12 protein-coding genes are annotated in these 17,322 nt (G+C 64.6%); 5 read left to right on the top strand and 7 right to left on the bottom strand.

Going from position 1 to position 17,322, the window contains the following annotated elements; genetic code table 11:
- Positions 1-2: 2 nt before the first annotated feature.
- From HT578_RS01785 to HT578_RS01770, 4 genes are all read right to left on the bottom strand, one after another.
- A complete protein-coding gene (locus HT578_RS01785) occupies positions 3-1,556 on the bottom strand; it encodes a sodium:solute symporter (protein WP_239026436.1) in 1,554 nt (517 codons plus the stop codon).
- A gap of 139 nt (positions 1,557-1,695) precedes the next feature.
- Complete coding sequence (locus tag HT578_RS01780; protein WP_213501811.1) at positions 1,696-4,422, bottom strand: TonB-dependent receptor domain-containing protein; 2,727 nt, start codon at positions 4,420-4,422, stop codon at positions 1,696-1,698.
- Positions 4,423-4,601: 179 nt separating this feature from the next.
- A complete protein-coding gene (locus tag HT578_RS01775) occupies positions 4,602-5,705 on the bottom strand; it encodes an anhydro-N-acetylmuramic acid kinase (RefSeq protein WP_213501809.1) in 1,104 nt (367 codons plus the stop codon).
- Positions 5,705-6,562: a protein phosphatase 2C domain-containing protein gene (locus HT578_RS01770; protein ID WP_213501807.1), complete on the bottom strand. Its 858-nt coding sequence runs from the start codon at positions 6,560-6,562 to the stop codon at positions 5,705-5,707. Before HT578_RS01770 ends, HT578_RS01775 begins: the two co-directional genes overlap by 1 nt.
- A 118-nt stretch (positions 6,563-6,680) precedes the next feature.
- Here HT578_RS01770 and HT578_RS01765 point away from each other — a divergent pair, with 118 nt between their 5' ends.
- Genes HT578_RS01765 through HT578_RS01745 form a run of 5 tightly spaced genes read left to right on the top strand, consistent with a single transcriptional unit; the run spans position 6,681 to position 12,553 of the window.
- Positions 6,681-7,736 carry an SIS domain-containing protein gene (locus HT578_RS01765; RefSeq protein WP_239026435.1) on the top strand — a complete coding sequence of 352 codons (1,056 nt, stop codon included), beginning with the start codon at positions 6,681-6,683 and terminating at the stop codon, positions 7,734-7,736.
- Positions 7,733-8,899 (top strand): N-acetylglucosamine-6-phosphate deacetylase, encoded by a 1,167-nt coding sequence (gene nagA / locus HT578_RS01760; RefSeq protein WP_213501805.1) that lies wholly within the window; start codon positions 7,733-7,735, stop codon positions 8,897-8,899. The genes HT578_RS01765 and nagA overlap by 4 nt, the downstream gene beginning before the upstream one ends.
- Positions 8,896-9,960: a beta-N-acetylglucosaminidase domain-containing protein gene (locus tag HT578_RS01755; RefSeq protein WP_213501803.1), complete on the top strand. Its 1,065-nt coding sequence runs from the start codon at positions 8,896-8,898 to the stop codon at positions 9,958-9,960. Before nagA ends, HT578_RS01755 begins: the two co-directional genes overlap by 4 nt.
- Before the next feature lie 8 nt (positions 9,961-9,968).
- A complete protein-coding gene (gene dld, locus HT578_RS01750) occupies positions 9,969-11,693 on the top strand; it encodes a D-lactate dehydrogenase (protein ID WP_213501801.1) in 1,725 nt (574 codons plus the stop codon).
- A complete protein-coding gene (locus HT578_RS01745) occupies positions 11,690-12,553 on the top strand; it encodes a glucosamine kinase nucleotide-binding domain-containing protein (RefSeq protein WP_213501798.1) in 864 nt (287 codons plus the stop codon). Before dld ends, HT578_RS01745 begins: the two co-directional genes overlap by 4 nt.
- Positions 12,554-12,630: 77 nt before the next feature.
- On the opposite strand, the gene HT578_RS01740 is transcribed toward HT578_RS01745, so the two are convergent.
- From HT578_RS01740 to HT578_RS01730, 3 genes are all read right to left on the bottom strand, one after another.
- Positions 12,631-15,129: a TonB-dependent receptor gene (locus tag HT578_RS01740; RefSeq protein WP_239026434.1), complete on the bottom strand. Its 2,499-nt coding sequence runs from the start codon at positions 15,127-15,129 to the stop codon at positions 12,631-12,633.
- A gap of 211 nt (positions 15,130-15,340) precedes the next feature.
- The gene (locus HT578_RS01735) at positions 15,341-15,991 is read right to left on the bottom strand and encodes an RBBP9/YdeN family alpha/beta hydrolase (RefSeq protein WP_213501796.1); all 651 of its coding nucleotides are present in this window, start codon (positions 15,989-15,991) and stop codon (positions 15,341-15,343) included.
- A 522-nt stretch (positions 15,992-16,513) separates the two neighbouring features.
- Entirely contained in the window at positions 16,514-17,317 is an 804-nt protein-coding gene (locus HT578_RS01730) for a lipid II flippase Amj family protein (RefSeq protein ID WP_039393698.1), read from the bottom strand.
- Positions 17,318-17,322: the final 5 nt, after the last annotated feature.

The raw sequence follows: 17,322 nt of genomic DNA, 5'->3' as shown, positions 1-17,322 counted from the left end.
TGTCAGGCGGGAACGGGGCGCGGGGCTTCCCCGGGCACGACGGCACAGACACAGAAGGCGACCAGCGAGGCGATGCAAAGCTGGAAGGGGAACGAAAGACCCAGGAGAACGGCGGGTAGCCCCAGCGTCCCGGCGATACCCGGCTGCAGGAGCAGCACCGTGACGAAGCCGATCAGAAGTGAGGCAATGACCGAACCCGTGCTCCCGCGCCGCGTGAACAGCGCCGTGAAATAAACACCGATCAAGCCTGCGTAGGTGAAAACCATAACCTGCAGCGCAAATTCCAGCAGGCCCATCTCGGTGTAGCGCTGCCAGTAGAAGGACACGATCGCCATCAGGAACATGGCAAAGCCGATCACACCCATGCCCGCGCGCCCGGCCTGCACGAAGTGGTGCTCCTCGACAGAGCCACGCGTCTCGCGCCAGGGCCGATAAAAATCCTGGATAAGGACCGAAGACATGGCGTTGAGCGCCGAATTGGTGGTCGCCACCGCCGCCGCACAGATCCCGACCGTAACGAGGCCGCGCAGACCAGCGGGCAGCTGGGTCAGGATATAGTGCATGAAAATACTGATTTTCTCACCGCCGAATTCGTTGCCGGCGATCGCCGTTGCGCCGCCCATCAGGTCCGGCCGATCATAGAAGACGTACAGCAACAGCCCGATGACAATGAACATGCCAACCACGGGCACGGTTGCAAACACCGAAAGATATAAGCTCCTGGCCCCTGTCCTTGCATCCTCGCAGGAAAGCAGGCGCTGGGTCGTATCCTGGTCCATGCCCGCATTGGCGATGTAGAGAAGCGCAAGGCCCGTCACGACACCCAGCATCGAGAAGGGATGCGAGGGATCGAGCGAAAAATCGAACAGCCGCAGCTTGTTCACACCTTCCGGTGTCTGCATCAGCCCCTGCACGATCTCGCCGGTCGAGGCCGGGATCGAGAGGCGCAGGAAGACCAGCACCGCGATGGCCGAGCCAAGATAGACGATGAACTGGATAAGGTCGTTCCACAGGACCGACTTGAGGCCGCCCACAAACGTGAACAGCACGCTCGCGATCACCAGCACCGCAGCAGCGATCATGATACCGCCGGCATCGACCGTGCCGCTGATCACCATCGCCAGCGCGATGGCAGCCAGATAGACGCGCGCACCACCTGCAAAGACACGCCCGACGAGGAACATGCCTCCGGCCCAGCGCGTAGCCTTCTCGCTGAAGCGCAAGGTCAGCAATTCATAGGCTGTCGTCGCCTTGATCGCATAGAAGCGCGGGATCATGATGTGGGCCACGAAGATAGCCCCGATCAATCCGCCGATATTGCCGCTGAGATAAGTGAGGTCCCCATGGTAGCCGTAATCCGGCCCGCCCAGGAATGTCGCCGCCGACTGCGTCGCTGAAAGAACTGAAATTGCGGCGAGCCAGGCCGGAACGGTCCCGCCTGCAAGGAAATAGTCGCGCGCCGAAGCGGTCTTGCGCGGCGTGAAAATCCAGCCTCCGGCAACCAGGAGGAAAAGGTAGGCGGCGATGACCAGCCAGTCCAGAAACGAAAACGGCAACGACAAACTCTTACTCCACTACCCGAGGGGACATGGCCTTCGGCACGTACCGGCACCGCGCGGTGCCGGTACGTGCCTGCAAACGTATCCGGCACCCGGCCTGAGGAGGAGGGCCGGGTGCCGGAACGCGCTGCTATTCTCAGATACGGGCGCTCAGCGAGAGGCCGATGGTTCGTCCGAGAATGTCATAAGTGTCCGGGAAGGTATTGAACACGCCCCCGCTCGAAACGAACGGCGGATCCTTGTCGAACAGGTTGTAGATACCTGCCGTCATCGTGATCCCCTTTTCGAATTCGTACGAGGCCGAAAGATCGAAGGTGTTCTGCGCGGAGATCGTGGCCGTCGAGCCCGCTGCGCTCGAACGGACCTTGCCGATCCGCTGCCAGTCAAACTGGATCAGCCCCTTGTCGAACAGCCACGAAACGCCGGCGGTGTGACGGTAATCGGGCTGGACGAGCGTGGTACCATCGCTCGAGCAGGTGGCCCCGAAGGTGCCCTTGCACTGCACCGCATCCACGGTCGCGTTCGCCTGGATCTTGTAGGAGGTGACAATATTGCCCTGATAACGCAGGCGCAGGCCGTCACCCGGGATCCAATCGGGCGAGAGCGTGTAGGTCACGCCGATGTCGATCCCGCGCTGGAGAATACGGCCCAGGTTCTGATTGTTGACGTAGGCATCGCGGAACGAGCCGTCGTCGTTGCGCGTAACAAGCTGGCACAGCGGATTTCCGGCACTCGGATCGGTGATGTAGCAGCTTGTGATTGCAGCGATCGGCTGGATGACGCCCACGGCACCGCGAAGGTCCAGCTCGTACCAGTCCACCGTCGCGGTGAGGCCGGGCAGGAACGTCGGCGTCAGCACCGCGCCAAGGGTCTTGGTGTGCCCGGTTTCCGGCTGCAGGTCGGGGTTGCCGCCATAGTAGTAGTTGCCTGTGAGGTAACCCGCTGCAGTCGAATCCACCGAACCGGCGGCCGGCGCTCCAAAGCGCGCGCACTGCGCAGCATCGCCGGTTCCAAGGGCGCACGGGTCACCGCCGTAACGCGGACGCAGACGATCGACGGTCACGAGGCTGCTGAACGCAAGCGAAGAGGTGCCGCCCGCGAACTCCCCGAAGTTGGGCGTACGCAGAACGCGCTGGTAAGTGCCGCGCAGACGCACGTTGGAATCGACCTTCCAGTTCGCCTCGATCTTCCAGGTTCCGTGCGTTCCCCATTTGTCGTACTTCGAGAGACGGTACGCGCCGCCCACATCGAACTTCTCGATCAGCGGAATGTCGTGCAGCACGGGCACGAGCAATTCGCCGTAGAGCTCGGCCACATCAAACGAACCACGGTAGGCCGCCTGCACGCCTTCGCGGTAGGTCGTGCCGTTAAGCAGCGCGGAATCCTGATCGATGCTGGCGGTCTCGCGGCGGTATTCCACGCCCAGCGAGAAGCCGATAGGACCTGCCGGAAGGGTCAGGAAATCGTCGAGCGTACCGCTGAGGTTGGCGGCCGTAACGAACTGGTCGCGGTCACGATGGAAGCTGCTGAAGTCGCTGAGCAGAGCATCCTCGAGCGAGCCATCCTGCGCAAAGATGTTCGTGCTGTTGGCAATCGTGGAGAACATCGAGGCACCCGACGAGGCGTTGCGAATGCCGTCACCCGTGATGTCAGTGGATTCGCTCGAACGGCCGTATTGCGCGTAGATGTTCCAGTTCGTCGCAGGCGTCAGCCCGCCGCGCAGACCCGTCTGAGCCTGGAAGGTATCGCGATCGGTGTGGTACATCACGATCTGGTTGAGCGACCGCGACACGTTCACCGCGGCCGCCCCGTCGACGAAGGTCAACTGATTGTGAATTTCGTCGGTGAGATAGGGATTGGATTCCAGGATCGAGACCGTCTCGTTCAGCGCAACCGGCGTGGCGCCGACGGTGCCCGTCTCGGTCGAGCGGACGTTGGTGTACATGACACGGCCATAGACTTCGATGTCCGGCGTGATCTCGTATTTGTAGAGCGCGGTTGCGTTGAAACGCTTGAGCCCCGAAACGAGCGGATAGCGCGCGCTAATGTTGGAGGTTGCCGAAGGGGAGGTCGTGAACGCCCCGGCGTCGGTGTACCCAAAGGTGTTCCCACTCGCGACATCGGTGTATGTGCCGCCGAGGCTGGGGATCGTCGTTCCCGGCGTCTCGGCCCAGTCACGGTCGCCCGCGCGGATCATGTCGCGCTGCGTGTAGTCCATCGCAAGGACGATGTGCCCGCGATCACCTACCCCGGTTCCGAGAGTTAGAGCACCGCCGTATTGCGCGCCGCCATGCTGCGAAAGACGCGTGGTCGCGGTGCCCTTCACACCTTCGAATTCGTCGTCGAGCACGAAATTGACGACGCCCGCCACGGCATCAGCACCATAGACGGCGGCTGCACCGCCTGTCAGCACGTCGACGCGCTTGATCAGCGAGGCGGGGATCGAGTTCGCATCAATCGAGTTGCGGAAGCTGAACGGCGTCGCGCGGGTGCCGTCGATCAGGACGAGCGTGCGGCTCTGACCGAAGTTGCGCAGTTCGAGGACATGCGCGCCAAAGGCATCACTTCCCTGCGAGCCCTGACGAGCACCGCCGGAAAGCTGGGGGACCTTGGTCGAGAAATCCTCGATGGTCAGGGCCGACTGAAGCTTGATCTGCTCCTGGTCAGTGGTCGAAACCGGGCTGCTCGAAACAAGACCGGGCACGGAAATGCGCGTGCCCGTGACGATGATGTCATTGCCTTGTCCGCCAGCGTTGTCGGAAGAAGTGGCATCCTCAGCCTGCGCGAAAACCGCCGTGGGGGCAGACGCAAGCGCGACAGCGAGCGCGGTCCACGCAACCGCGTGCCGTGGTGACTTAATCATTATGATTTTCCCCTTATTCTCTATCCCTGAACCCGGCTTGCCCCGCCAGGGAATCGGCGATGCGAGCACATCCGGATGCGATGGAGAGCATGGCATACCTGTTTCATACATGCAAACATTGGTATTTCACTGGTACTATTTACAGTGTCGCAGCAGCCCGGCACCCAACAGACGGGGCATCAGCCAAGGGTATGCGCCACCCCCGCCGGCTGCCAGAGCCGTCCGCCCGTCGACGCTGTGCGCACGCCAGTCGTCTCCGGCCAGGTCAGCGGCAATCCTGCCAGACTGCGCGCGGCCAGATAGGCCATGGCCTCGGCCTCGATGTAGTCGCCACGAAGGCCGAGATCGCTGGCAAGGCGACACGCCCCAAGACGCTGGCGCAGCGCATCGACCATAGCGGGGTTATGCGCCCCTCCCCCGCATAAAACCCATATATCGGGGGCGTCGGGGAGATGATCGAGTGCAAGGCCCACCGCTTCAGCCGTAAAAGCCGTCAAGGTTGCCACCACATCTTCCAGCTTGCGCCCTTCCGCCCAGTCCAGCGCAAAGTCATATCGGTCCAGCGACCGCGCCCCTCTGCCTCGGAAATAGGGATGCTCCAGTAGCTTCGCGAGACGCTCCTGATCGACCTGCCCCGCACGGGCCAGACGCCCGCCATCGTCGTAACGACCGACGCCGCGTGCCTGCACCACCTCATCAATAAGACCATTTCCCGGCCCGGTATCGAATGCCACCAGTGCGCCATCGCGCCCGATCCAGGTCAGGTTCGCCACACCGCCGATGTTGAGGAACGCCACGGGGCCAAGGCACCCGAGACTTCGGGCCAGCGCCGCATGGTAGGCCGGAACCAGCGGTGCGCCCTGCCCACCGGCCTGCAGATCATCCTGGCGCATCTGGGCAACCACCGGCACGCCCAGTCCATCGGCGACGACTTGCGGGTCTCCGATCTGCAAAGTCAGTCCCCGTTCGGGACGATGCAGCACGGTCTGACCATGAAAGCCAATGAGATCGACCGGCCCGCAACGGCTGAGCAGGTCGCGCCCCGCCAAAACGTGCGCCGCCTCGATCACGCCAGCGGCACCCGCAAGGCTGGCGGGCTGGTCGCCATAGCCATTCCAGGCCAGGGCGTCGCGTGTCGCTCGCGCAAGAATGGCGCGCTCTCCATCCGAAAACGCCGCGAAGCCGGTCGCCCCCTGCACCACGTCATCTCGGCCGTCCGTTTCGATGATTGCGACGTCAACTCCATCCAAAGACGTGCCGCTCATGAAGCCCATGACCCGCATCAGAAATCCCCTTCCCAGCGGCATACAAGCAAGCTCGCATCGTCATGAATCTTGACGCGCGGAAACCGGCCACGACTTCCCGGTGCACGTTCGAGTGACCGCAGCCGGCTCAGCCAATCCGTCCAGCCCCGAACATCGCAAATGGCGAGATGGTCTGCTGGATCCGCCTCGCCGAACATCTCGATCAGGCGCAGAAATCCGTCACTCGCGATGGCAAATCGCGCACCTGGCGAGAGAGGGATTCGCATCTGCCAAAGGTGATCGGCGGCTTCCGGGCTGGTGCCCAGCACCCAGTAGCCCTCATCCCGGTTCATCATGCTCCGCATGGCCTGCAACCCGGGCAGGAGCCGTCGGCCAAGTTCATCGGACGACATTTCGGGATCCACATCAAGGTAGCTTCGAATTTCCTCGACCAACTCCGCTCCGCGCGCATCCAGCGGCGAACTCCCGAACAGAGCCGCCTCGCCGTCGCGCGCTTCCGCGACAATTCGGCAGTCGGCAAGCGTCGTCAACTCAGCCTCGTCCCCGTTGACCCGAACCATTGCGAAGGCCGCCGAAGGAAGTTCGTGCGCCGCCGCGGGCAAGCGTGTCGCGATGCCGTCCAACCGCTCCGCGCAGCCCGCCGTCACCTCGCGGATCAATTCGACCGTCGGGATCTGCGGGTCTCGCACCAGTATCTGAGCAAGAAGGTCATTCGCCGTTCTCGCCAGCCAGGCGGCATCACTGGGCGCGTCGGTCAGGCGACCTCCCACACCTGTTGCGCCGTCGATGACCCAGGCCGCCGCGCCGCAGTGGCCGACGCAGTCCTCGTTGACATCGCCCTGACCATCCGAGGCCGCAATCTCAATCGTGAGCAACGCAAAGGCTCCTTCAGACGTTCCATTTCTTGGGCCGCTCCCGAGCGCCCGATACAAATCAGATAAAACCACTTTAATGCCACTTGAGTCAAACACAAAGAATGGTATTAACGTTGCCATGCACTCGAAACGCCCCGATCTCACCACGCAAATGGCGCGCGAAGCCGCCGAAGCTCCTCACCGTGCCAGCGAACAGCTCCACCGCAACGCCGCACTGGTTCGTGAAGCCGGTGCCCGGCTGCGCCGACTGGCACCACCTTTCGCCGCCACTCTTGCGCGCGGCAGTTCGGATCAGGCAGCAGGGTTCGGCAAGTTCCTTCTCGAACGTCACGCCGGGATTCCCGTTCTGAGCCACGCCCCCTCGATCGGCTCGCTCTACCACGCGACATCGCCGCACTTTCAGGGCATCCCCGTTCTTGCGATCTCGCAGTCGGGCCGCAGCCCAGACCTTTTGGCCGCCGCCGAAGACGCGAAGGAGCAGGGTGCGCTCATCGTTGCGCTGGTGAACGATACGGCCTCCCCCCTCGCCGAACTGGCCGAGATCGTGATCCCTGTTCACGCAGGCCCGGAAACCAGCGTCGCGGCGACCAAGAGCTTCATCTGCACGCTGGTTGCGCTGATGCACCTGACCGCAGAGTGGAGCCAGGACCCGGCCCTCCTCGCCGCGCTCGACGCGACCGGCGATGTACTGGAAGAGGCCGCACGCGCCGACTGGAGCGATGCGGTCGCGCTGGTTCGCGACGCCACGCAGATGCTGGTGCTGGGCCGCGGCCCGACGCTGGCCATCGCGGGCGAGGCCGCCTTGAAGCTCAAGGAAACGTCGCGCCTCCACGCCGAGGCTTTCAGCAGTGCCGAAGTCGCGCATGGCCCGATGACGCTCGTGGGCGACACGGACCCGGTTCTGGCCCTGGCCCCTCTGGACGAGGCCCGCACCGGCCTTCGTGAACGCCTTGCCGATTTCACCGCGCGCGGCGCGCAGGTCATCGCGGCCGGCCATGCCGAAGACATCGAGGCCGCACGCCTGAGGCTTCCTGCAACGACCACGGCACACCCCGTGCTGGCCGCCATTGCGCAGATCCAGAGCTTTTACGGCTTTGCCAACGCTCTCTCCATCGCAAGAGGCCACGACCCCGATAGCCCACCCCATCTCAACAAGGTGACGCGCACGCTATGACCCGATCAAGCGCCCCTGACGTGGCCCTCACCGGGGCACGGATCGTCACGCCCTCCGGGATCCTCAATGCGCATGCCCTCCTTATCAAGGACGGGCGGATCGTCAGCCTCGTACCGGACAGTTCGGTTCCGGACGGCGTCCTCGTGCAGGACCTTGGCGGCGGTTATCTGCTGCCCGGCTTCATCGATACGCAGGTGAACGGAGGCGGAGACGTCCTGTTCAACGACGCGCCTACGCAAACGGGCCTGCGCACGATCATCGCGGCGCATCGACGCTTCGGGACAACCGGCCTCCTGCCCACCCTCATCACCGACCACCTCTCGGTCGTAGATACGGCTCTTGCCGCGGGTGAAAGCGCTCTTGCCGAAGGGATGCCAGGCCTGCTGGGCCTGCACATCGAAGGACCTCACCTCAACCCGGCCAAGAAGGGCATTCACGATGCAAGCCGCATCGTTCCCATTGACGGCGGCATCGTCGAACGGCTTGCCGCGCCGACGAAAGGACGCCGGATCGTCACGCTGGCGCCCGAACTGGCACCGGTCGGAGCCGTGCGACGCCTTGCCGAAGCGGGCGTGCTGGTCTGTGCCGGACACAGCCTGGCGACCTATGAAGACGCTCGCAACGCGCTGGATGAGGGCCTCGCCGGTTTCACCCACCTCTTCAACGCGATGACGCAGTTCCTCAGCCGCGAGCCCGGGCTCGTGGGCGCGGCACTGGAAAGCCGCACGACGCATTTCGGCCTGATCGCCGATGGCCGCCATGTCCATCCCGCCAGCCTTCGGGTCGCACGACTGGCACGCGGGGACGACGGCATCATGCTCGTCACCGATGCCATGCCCCCGGTGGGCGGCACCAAAGGCAAATTCACGCTGATGGGCCGCGAGATCATCATGCGTGAGGGCACCTGCAAGGGATCGGACGGGACCCTGGCGGGATCGGCGCTGACCATGGCCGAAGCTCTGCGCAACGCGATGGACTTCATGGGCTGCGATCTGGTCAGCGCTTCGCGCATGGCGAGCGGCAATCCCGCCCGTTTCCTGCGCCTCGACGAGGAGGTAGGCGAAATCGCGCCCGGCCTTCGCGCCGATCTGGTCCACCTCAACGACGAACGGCACGTGCAAGCGACCTGGATTGCGGGCACGCGCGAGGACCATTGCGAATGACCCCCGAACTCGGGCTGATAGACGGACGCTTTGGCCGTCCGTGGACCGCGCAGGAGCGGCGCCATGTCGCCCGCACGCTCGCGGAAGGCGGCTTTGGCTTCTACCATCACGCCCCCAAGGCAGACCGCGCCCTGCGGCGGGAATGGCAGCGCGCGCACAGCCCCGAAGAGACCGCGGAACTCGCCGAATTCTCGGCCTACTGCAGAGACCTTGGCCTGCGTTTCGGGATCGGTCTCACCCCGATCGGCGCCACGCATCCTTTCGATGGCGCGGCCCGCGACGACCTCGCCCGGCGCATCGCCGAACTCGACGCCATCGGCCTCGACGACCTGTGCATCTTCTTCGACGATCTTCGGGGAGATCTGCCAGATCTTGCCCGGCGCCAGGCGGACGTAGTCAACTTCGCGGCCGAACGCACCAAGGCCGGGCGGATATTCACCTGCCCCACCTATTATTCCGACGATCCGGTGCTGGATGTAGTCTTCGGCGCGCGTCCGAAGGACTATCTCTCGAATCTCGGCCGGCACCTTGCACCCGGGATCGAGGTCTACTGGACCGGCGAGGAAGTGTGCTCGCGGGCAATCGAGCCCGCGCATCTGGCTCGGGTCACGCGGGAACTGGGCCGCAAGGTCACGCTGTGGGACAACTATCCGGTAAACGATGGCGCGCGCATGTCGCGCTTCCTGCACCTGCGTGCCTTCACCGGACGGCCTGCGGCAAACGCCGCGCACATCGCGGGCCATGCCGTCAATCCTGCGATTCAGGCCCATTTGTCCTGCCTTCCCGCACTCACCTTGCCGATGGTCTATGCCGAAGCTGAAGATTACGCCTATGGCGCTGCTTTCGCCGAAGTGGCTCGCACGCACCTCGGGCCCGAATTCGCAAAACGCCTGATGGAGGATCTTGCCGCCCTGCAGGACATTGGCCACGAACGCCTCGGCCCACGCGCCGACCGATTGCGCGGGCGCTACGCATCGCTTGATCATCCCGCGGCACGTGAAATCATGCGCTGGCTGGATTGCGAGGACCTGATGCGCGATGACGAGGTCCAAACCCAATGACATCTGCGATGACGGCCCTGCCGAGACCCGATACCGGCGACCTCCTGAGTGCCTTGCGCGCCGTGGTCGGGCGTCGCCACGTGCTGACATCTTCGCGCGCGACGGCACGGTACCGGAAGGGCTATCGCACAGGCAATGGTCCGGCAATCGCTGTCGTGCGGCCAGGAAGCCTCCTGGAATTGTGGCAGGTCGCCAGCGCCTGCGTCGTCGCCGATGTCTCGATCATCATGCAGGCCTCCAACACGGGCCTGACCGGCGGCTCGACCCCGGACGGGGGCGATTACCCTGGCGGCCTCGTCATTATCTCAACGACGCGGCTCGGCGACCTGCGGGTCATTCGGGACGGCGCCCAGGTTCTCTGTCAGCCGGGGACGACGCTCAACCGGCTGGAACGGGCGCTGCGCCCGTTCGGCCGCGAACCCCACTCGGTGATCGGCTCTTCGTGTCTTGGCGCTTCGGTCGTCGGCGGGGTCTGCAACAATTCGGGCGGCTCGCTGGTGCGGCGCGGCCCGGCTTATACCCAGCTTGCCCTCTACGCGCGGGTCCAGCCGGATGGCACGCTGGCCCTCGTCAACCATCTCGGCATCGCGCTTGGCGACACGCCCGAAACGATTCTCGCGCGCCTCGACCGAGGCGATTTTTCCGAATCCGACATCGATCCCGCCACCCAAAGCTGGGCACATGATCACGCCTATCTCGACCATGTGCGCGATATCGATAGCGCCAGCCCGGCGCGCTTCAACGCGGACCCGCGCTGCCTGTTCGAAGCTGCCGGCAGCGCGGGCAAGCTGATCGTCTTCGCCGTCCGTCTCGACACTTTCGCACGCGAGGAGGAGACCACCACCTTCTACATCGCGACGCGCGATCCTGCCCGTCTCACCCGGCTGCGCCGTGCGATGCTCAGCGACTTTGAACTCCCCCCGATCGCGGGCGAGTACATGCACGAGACGGCCTTCGACATCGCCGATGTTTACGGACGTGACATGTTTGTCGCGATCGAGCGGCTTGGCACCGACCGGCTGCCCGCCCTCTTTTCGGCAAAGTCCCGGTTCGACGCCGTCTTCGGCGACGGCCGCTCGGACCGGATGATGCAGTGGGCGGGACGCTTCCTGGGCGATCACCTGCCTACGCGTATGCGCAAGTTCCGCGCCCGCTTCGAGCATCATCTGATCCTGAAGGTGAGCCACGATCAGGTCGGACCGACCCGCGCCCTGCTCGCCGAACTGTTCCCCGGCGACAGCCAGGCCGACCACTTCGAATGCACCGCCGAGGAAAGCGCCAAGGCCTTCCTGCACCGCTTCGTTGCAGCCGGGGCGGCCGTGCGCTACCGCGCGGTCCATCCCGAGACCGTTGAAGATATCGTCGCTCTCGACGTCGCCCTGCCGCGCAACACGCTGGAGTGGGAAGAACACCTGCCGCCCGAACTGGAAAGCAAAGTCCTTCACACACTCTACTACGGGCACTTCTTCTGCCAAGTATTTCACCAGGATTACATCGTGCGCAAGGGCACCGACCCGCTGCGTTTCGAACATGCGCTCTGGGATCTGCTCGACACGCGCGGCGCGCAATACCCGGCGGAGCACAACGTTGGCCACCTCTACATAGCCAAGCCCGAACTGACCGAATTCTACCAGAGCCTCGATCCACGCAACCAGCTGAACCCCGGCATCGGCCAGACCGCGCGTGGGCGTCACTGGTCCTCCCCATCCCCCCACGGAGACGGCTGCACATGACCTACTTTCTCGGTATCGACGCGGGCGGCAGCAATTGCCGCGCACGCCTGATCGACGCGCAAGGAACCGTGATCGGCGAGGGCCGTGCGGGAGCCGCAAACGCGAGGATCGGGTTGGAGGCGCTCTACGAGACACTCAATGCCACGATCAACGAAGCGGTCGCTCAAGCCGGGCTGACAACGACGCAGCGCGCCGCGATCGCCGGCGGCATGGGGATCGCCGGGATCACCCGCCCCGGCGTGCAGGACGGCCTCGATGCGTTCGATTTCGGCCTCGCCTCCTGCCGCTATGCCACGGATGCCCAGATCGCGAACCTGGGCGCCAATGCCGGAGAGGATGGCGCGATCCTCATTATCGGAACCGGCAGCATTGCCCAGCTTCGCATCGCGGGCGAGGACCACACCATCGGCGGATACGGCTTTCCTATTTCGGATGAAGGCAGCGGCGCGGCCCTTGGCCTCTCCGCGATGCGTCACGCCCTTCGCGCGCTGGACGGGCGCACCCGCCGCACCGAACTGAGCGCCGCGGTCACCGAGCGTTTCGGGCACGACACCGCGCAGGCCATCGCCTGGATGGATAATGCAACCCCGCGTGACTACGGCACATTCGCTCCGCTCGTGATGGACTACGCCGAAGCTGACGATCCGATCGCGCGGTCCATCATCGAGGACGCGGCCAGCCACATTGAACGTTTCATCGAGACGATCTTTGCTCGCGGCGTGACGCGCTGCGTACTTGTCGGCGGCCTGTCCCACCGTATGAAGCCCTGGCTGCGCGCACGCACCGTCGAACGCCTGAGCGAGCCTCTGGGCGACGCTCTGGATGGCGCCCTGCGCCTCTCTGGGTACCGTACGTCCTAGTTTGCGCGCGCGAACCGTTCAGTCGGCTACCCCGTCGGGCCGCCCTTTCAGGATCGAGGGCGGCCCGAGGCCTTTTCTCAGAAGACATGTTTCAAGGTGAGCCCGTAGGTACGCGGGTCGCCCGGTGTGCCCACGATCAGCCCGGTATTCCCGCCGGGCACCTGCAGCTGCTCGAAATAGCGGGTATCGAACAGGTTGCGCACCCATCCGAAGATCTCGAAGCCGGCCTCACCACGAAAGCCCAGGCGCAGGTTGGTGAGCGCATAGCCTTCGACCCAGGTGTAGGCAGAGGGCGTGGGATTGCTCGAGAAGCGCGAGCGGTAGCTGCCGTCGATCCCGAGATAGACGGCACCCTCCTGCCCGAGCAGCGTGACCGGCACATTCCCTTCGGCCCCGTAGGCGAGCGCCAGCTTGGAGACACCGGGCAGCCGCGCACCCGATATGTCGCAATTGACGGGACTGATCCCGCCGGGGGTTCCGGGCTGGTCGGGCTCCTGTCCAGCCTGGGGCGAAGCTCCTCCAGACAACTCGGGCGGGCACGGTGCATCTGTAAAAGTGCGGTAGGTGGCGTCGGTCCAGGCCGCGTTGGCATAGGCATTGAAGCGCAGGCTCGGCCGTATCGAGAGGTCGGCCTCCAGCCCTTGGGTACGCACCTGCCCGGCATTGGCGAGATAGCCACGCAGGACACCCAGGCTGCCGTTCGTCACGAGCGCCTGGTAGTTGGCAATGTCGGTGCGGAAAGCCGCGAGGTTCAATGTCGCGCGGCGATCCCAGAAGCGCGCCTTCATGCCGATTTCATAGTGGTTGACCGTTTCCGGGGCGACCGTCGCGGCCTCCAGGATGGGCCGCCCATCGGCATCGGAGGGAACCCCGTTGAGGTTCACCCCGCCCGACTTGAAGGTATGCGCATAGGTTGCATAGACGAGCACCTCGTCCGAGACTTCGTAGCTGGCTGTCAGATCGTAGCTGAAGTTCCAGTCCTCGTAGTCGACGCTGAAGGCCTGCGGCGCGAGCACCGCACGCTGCGCAACGATCCGGGGATCCGTGCTCTGGTACGTGACCCGTTGCCCCTCCCCATTGGTCACGACCGAGGCGTAGTCCCCGTCCTTGCTGTCGTAATTGAGGCGCACGCCCGGGCGTAGCGTGAGGCCCGCCAGCGGTTGCCAGTTGACCTGGCCGTAGAGTGCGGCGCTCGTGTTATCGAGGCCGATGGTGTTGGTCGCGGTCAGCCCGTCGAGCACGCTCGGGTCCGCGCTCAGTGGATTGGAAGGGTTGATCAGCCAGGCGCTGGCTGCGGGCCCCTGCTGCTGGCTACCTTGTGTGTCGACGCTCTGCTGAAAGAAGAACGCGCCCAGGGTGTAGCCAAGTGCCCCCTCCCCGCCCGACAGGCGCAGTTCCTGGGTATACTGGTCCTGCTGGGATGGGTTCTGGCTAAGGGTGGTGATGCCAAGGCCGGTGAAGTCACGGTCGTTCTCGGGCTTCCAGTCCCAGAAACGCCAGGCGCTTACCGAGGTAAGCGTGCCGATGCCGGTGTCCCACACGGCCTTCAGCGACGCGCCGCCGACCTTGTTGCCCGCGTTGAGCGACGCGTCCAGATCGGTCAGGCGGTCGAAGGCATCGGTGCTGGGCGGCGCATAACCCTGCGCGGCGGCTAGCGCCTCGTACTGCCGGTTGAGCGCACGCTGCGTTCGGCCGGTCCGCACATAGACCGTGCCGCAGCACTCCGGGTCCTGCTGCGAATAATCTCCGGCCAGCGTGATCGAAAGGCTCGCGCTTGGCTGCCACAGGAGCTGTGCGCGCAGGCCCAGATTGTCCTGCGCGTTGATCCAGCGTCCGCTGGTCGTGTTCCACAAGGTTCCGCGCCTACTGGTCGAGGAAAGCGCGAGGCGGGCCGCCACCGTTTCGGAGAGCGGCCCCGAGACAGCTGCCTTGGCCTGGCGAAAATCAAGGTTTCCTACGGAAACTTCGGCACGCCCCTCGAAGTCGAAGGTGGGCTGGCGCGTGGCGATGTTGATCGCGCCGGCCGTGGTGTTCTTGCCGTAGAGTGTCCCTTGCGGACCTCGCAGCACCTCGATCCGCTCGACATCGAGGAAGTCGAAGGTCGCCGAAGCCACGCGCGCGAAGTAGACATCGTCCACGTAGATACCCACGCCCTGTTCGATGCCGTCGTTGGTGAGGCCGAACGGCACGCCGATGCCGCGGATGTTCACGGCCGTGTTGCGCGGATTGGTGCTGTAATACTGCAAGGTCGGGGTCAACTGCTGCAGGCGTCCGACGTTGAAGGAGCCCGTGGCGTCGATATGCTCGCCGCCGACGACCGAGATCGCGATCGGGACGTCCTGCACGGTTTCCGTGCGCCGCCGTGCGGTCACGAAGATCTCGCCATGGTCCGCCGCGCCGGTGCCGACCGACGTGGGATTATCCGGCCCTGCGCCCGCCTCTGCGCCTTGCGGTGGCGCTTCTAGGGTCTGGGCCATGGCGCTCACCGGGAAGGTCAGGATCAGCGCTGTGGCAAGAGCGGTCGATGCAAGGTGGTTGGAGCCGGGAAGTCCGGATCGACGCGAAGTGAGATGCATTGGGTCCCTCATGAAGTGTGCCCTGCATCCGGTGGTCCGGTCTGCGCGATCGAGGCCATTGATCGTGTTCTGGAAAAGCCGCGCCCGCACGCTTGCGGGCGCCCTGGCAGCCGTGCGGGAGACAGGATGTGCCCGTGCACTCTCCCACCTCCCCTCGGAGAATTTGTACTGCGTCCGGATGCCTCCGGCATCCCGGACGTGATGCCAGATATCAGCGTGGCGAGCGCGGGGCCTCACCCTGCCCCAGCAACGTGGCCAGCGCGCCGGCCTCCAGCAGGGGGCGCGGCGGGGGCGTTACTGCCGCGATCAGGCTCTGGACGAGGTACTTGCCGTAAGGCCAATCGCGCAGGCCCGAGGCCGCATTGATATGCCCCATCGGCCCCGCATCGACCATACGCGCCCCCCAGATCCGAGCCATCCGCCGGGCATGGCCATAGCTGGCATACGGATCATTTCGGCTTGCTACGAGCAACGCGGGAAAGGCGAGACGCTTGCGGACAACCGGGCCGAAGGGGCGGAGCCGTGGATCGATCGGAGCATACTCGACGTCGGGCGGGGCGACGAGCAAGGCGCCTGCCACGCGAGACAGCAGTTCCGGTTCAGCCGCATTCCACCAGCCCACGGCGTGGCAGCCCAGTGAATGGGCGATCAGGATGACCGGCCGTGTCGCGGCGGCAATGGCGCTGTTGAGGCGGCTCACCCAGGCCTCCCGGCCGGGCGCATTCCAGGCTCCCAGTTGAACGCGTCGGCAGGCCGCATCCTCGCGCTCCCAGATGGTTTGCCAGTGGCCGGGGCCGCTGTTGTCGATGCCCGGCACGGTAAGCAGAGCAGGCGCCAAGGCCGCATTTGCAAGATCGTTCATGGCCCTTCTCCTCATGAGCCTGCCGCGTAAAGGACTAGGCCCAGCGCGGCCCAGGCTGTCAGCGAAATCGGCAGGGCCAGAGCGAGGCCGCGAAAAAAGGGGCCAGGCTCCATGCGCGCAATCGGGTCTGCGTGCAGGAAAGTCCCCGCCTCCTGCAGCCGTGACGCGGCGGCATGGGGACCAGGACCAAAGTGGATCGAGCCTGCCTGCCGTATACGAGGGACGGCGGCGCGACGGCGGGTGTGCTGCCGCGAGGTATGAAGGGATCTGAACGTGCATTGCATCGTATCACCTCAAGATTTGGGACGTGAGGGGAACACGAGGCCTGGCGTTGTCGCCCGAGCATCGCGCGCTTTAGCGGTTGGTAACGCGGAGCAAGCTGCTTCCCGATCAAATGCCGCGAGCCGGGAGAAATCGAGGGCGTCCCGGCCAATCGCCCTTTGCAGATTTAAACCCTACTCATTAAGTGGGGATAATGTCAAGCCGATCAGGATGGCGGGCGCGCGAACGCCTCACTGGCCCTCACATGAGGTGCGCGCAGGCCACCACCAACCACGCCGCCGGTACGAAAAGCACCTGTGCCAGCACCGTCCCACAGACTCGGCTTAAGGCGAGCAGGACCACGGTGCGCCGGAAAACGCCCTCTCCGACACTTCCGGACACGACATCGTCGGTCATGACCGAGAGCTGAGGATCAATCAGCACGAACAAAAGAATTGTCGCAAATCCGTTGACGATGGCCGACAATTGAGAGGCCGTGACCCGGTATTCGGGGACCAGATAGCCCGCGTAGAGCGAGGCTAGGACGCCCACCCCCAGCAAGGCCTGCGCCAGGACATTGAGCGCAATGACCGAAAGACCGACGCCGTGCAGGCCGCAAAGGCCGCGCAAATGTGAGGCACGGGGGCGCGTCCCGGCCCGCCACAGAAAGGCCAGACCACGCGGTGAGGCAGCCACTTTCACCAGCGTCAGAACCGATCGGTGATGCTGAAAATCACCGATGGCGCGGGAAAACCACCGCTGTGCGGTCGGAATAAACAGCGTGCCCAGGACGCTCGCCGCCGTTGCCGCAGCCAGGACCAGGCGAAAGTCGAAAAGCAGCCCATCGCCCGAATCGGCCAGCAGCGCGCTTTCGATTCGCTTGGCAAGGAACGGCCCGAGAAAGCCGTTGGACAAACGCGAGAGCAGCACAAGGACGTTGAAAAGCGCAAATGCCAGCGCAATTCGCTGCGTTCGAACCCCGGCGATCCGGGCGGCATAGGCCAGCGCTCCAACAAAATTGATGGCGAACGTCAGCAAGCAGATCGTCAGCAGTTGCAGATCCAAGAAAC

The organism is Novosphingobium decolorationis, assembly GCF_018417475.1.
In the GTDB taxonomy this organism is placed as follows: domain Bacteria; phylum Pseudomonadota; class Alphaproteobacteria; order Sphingomonadales; family Sphingomonadaceae; genus Novosphingobium; species Novosphingobium decolorationis.
This window is presented reverse-complemented; position numbering and strand designations above follow the sequence as displayed.

What these genes read in the sequence shown, in the direction of transcription:
- HT578_RS01735 (WP_213501796.1), bottom strand. Translation starts at nt 15,991, where the DNA reads ATGAACGATCTTGCAAATGCGGCCTTGGCGCCTGCTCTGCTTACCGTG.
- HT578_RS01740 (WP_239026434.1), bottom strand. Translation starts at nt 15,129, where the DNA reads ATGCATCTCACTTCGCGTCGATCCGGACTTCCCGGCTCCAACCACCTT.
- HT578_RS01780 (WP_213501811.1), bottom strand. Translation starts at nt 4,422, where the DNA reads ATGATTAAGTCACCACGGCACGCGGTTGCGTGGACCGCGCTCGCTGTC.
- HT578_RS01775 (WP_213501809.1), bottom strand. Translation starts at nt 5,705, where the DNA reads ATGCGGGTCATGGGCTTCATGAGCGGCACGTCTTTGGATGGAGTTGAC.
- HT578_RS01765 (WP_239026435.1), top strand. Translation starts at nt 6,681, where the DNA reads ATGCACTCGAAACGCCCCGATCTCACCACGCAAATGGCGCGCGAAGCC.
- nagA (WP_213501805.1), top strand. Translation starts at nt 7,733, where the DNA reads ATGACCCGATCAAGCGCCCCTGACGTGGCCCTCACCGGGGCACGGATC.
- HT578_RS01745 (WP_213501798.1), top strand. Translation starts at nt 11,690, where the DNA reads ATGACCTACTTTCTCGGTATCGACGCGGGCGGCAGCAATTGCCGCGCA.
- HT578_RS01755 (WP_213501803.1), top strand. Translation starts at nt 8,896, where the DNA reads ATGACCCCCGAACTCGGGCTGATAGACGGACGCTTTGGCCGTCCGTGG.
- dld (WP_213501801.1), top strand. Translation starts at nt 9,969, where the DNA reads ATGACGGCCCTGCCGAGACCCGATACCGGCGACCTCCTGAGTGCCTTG.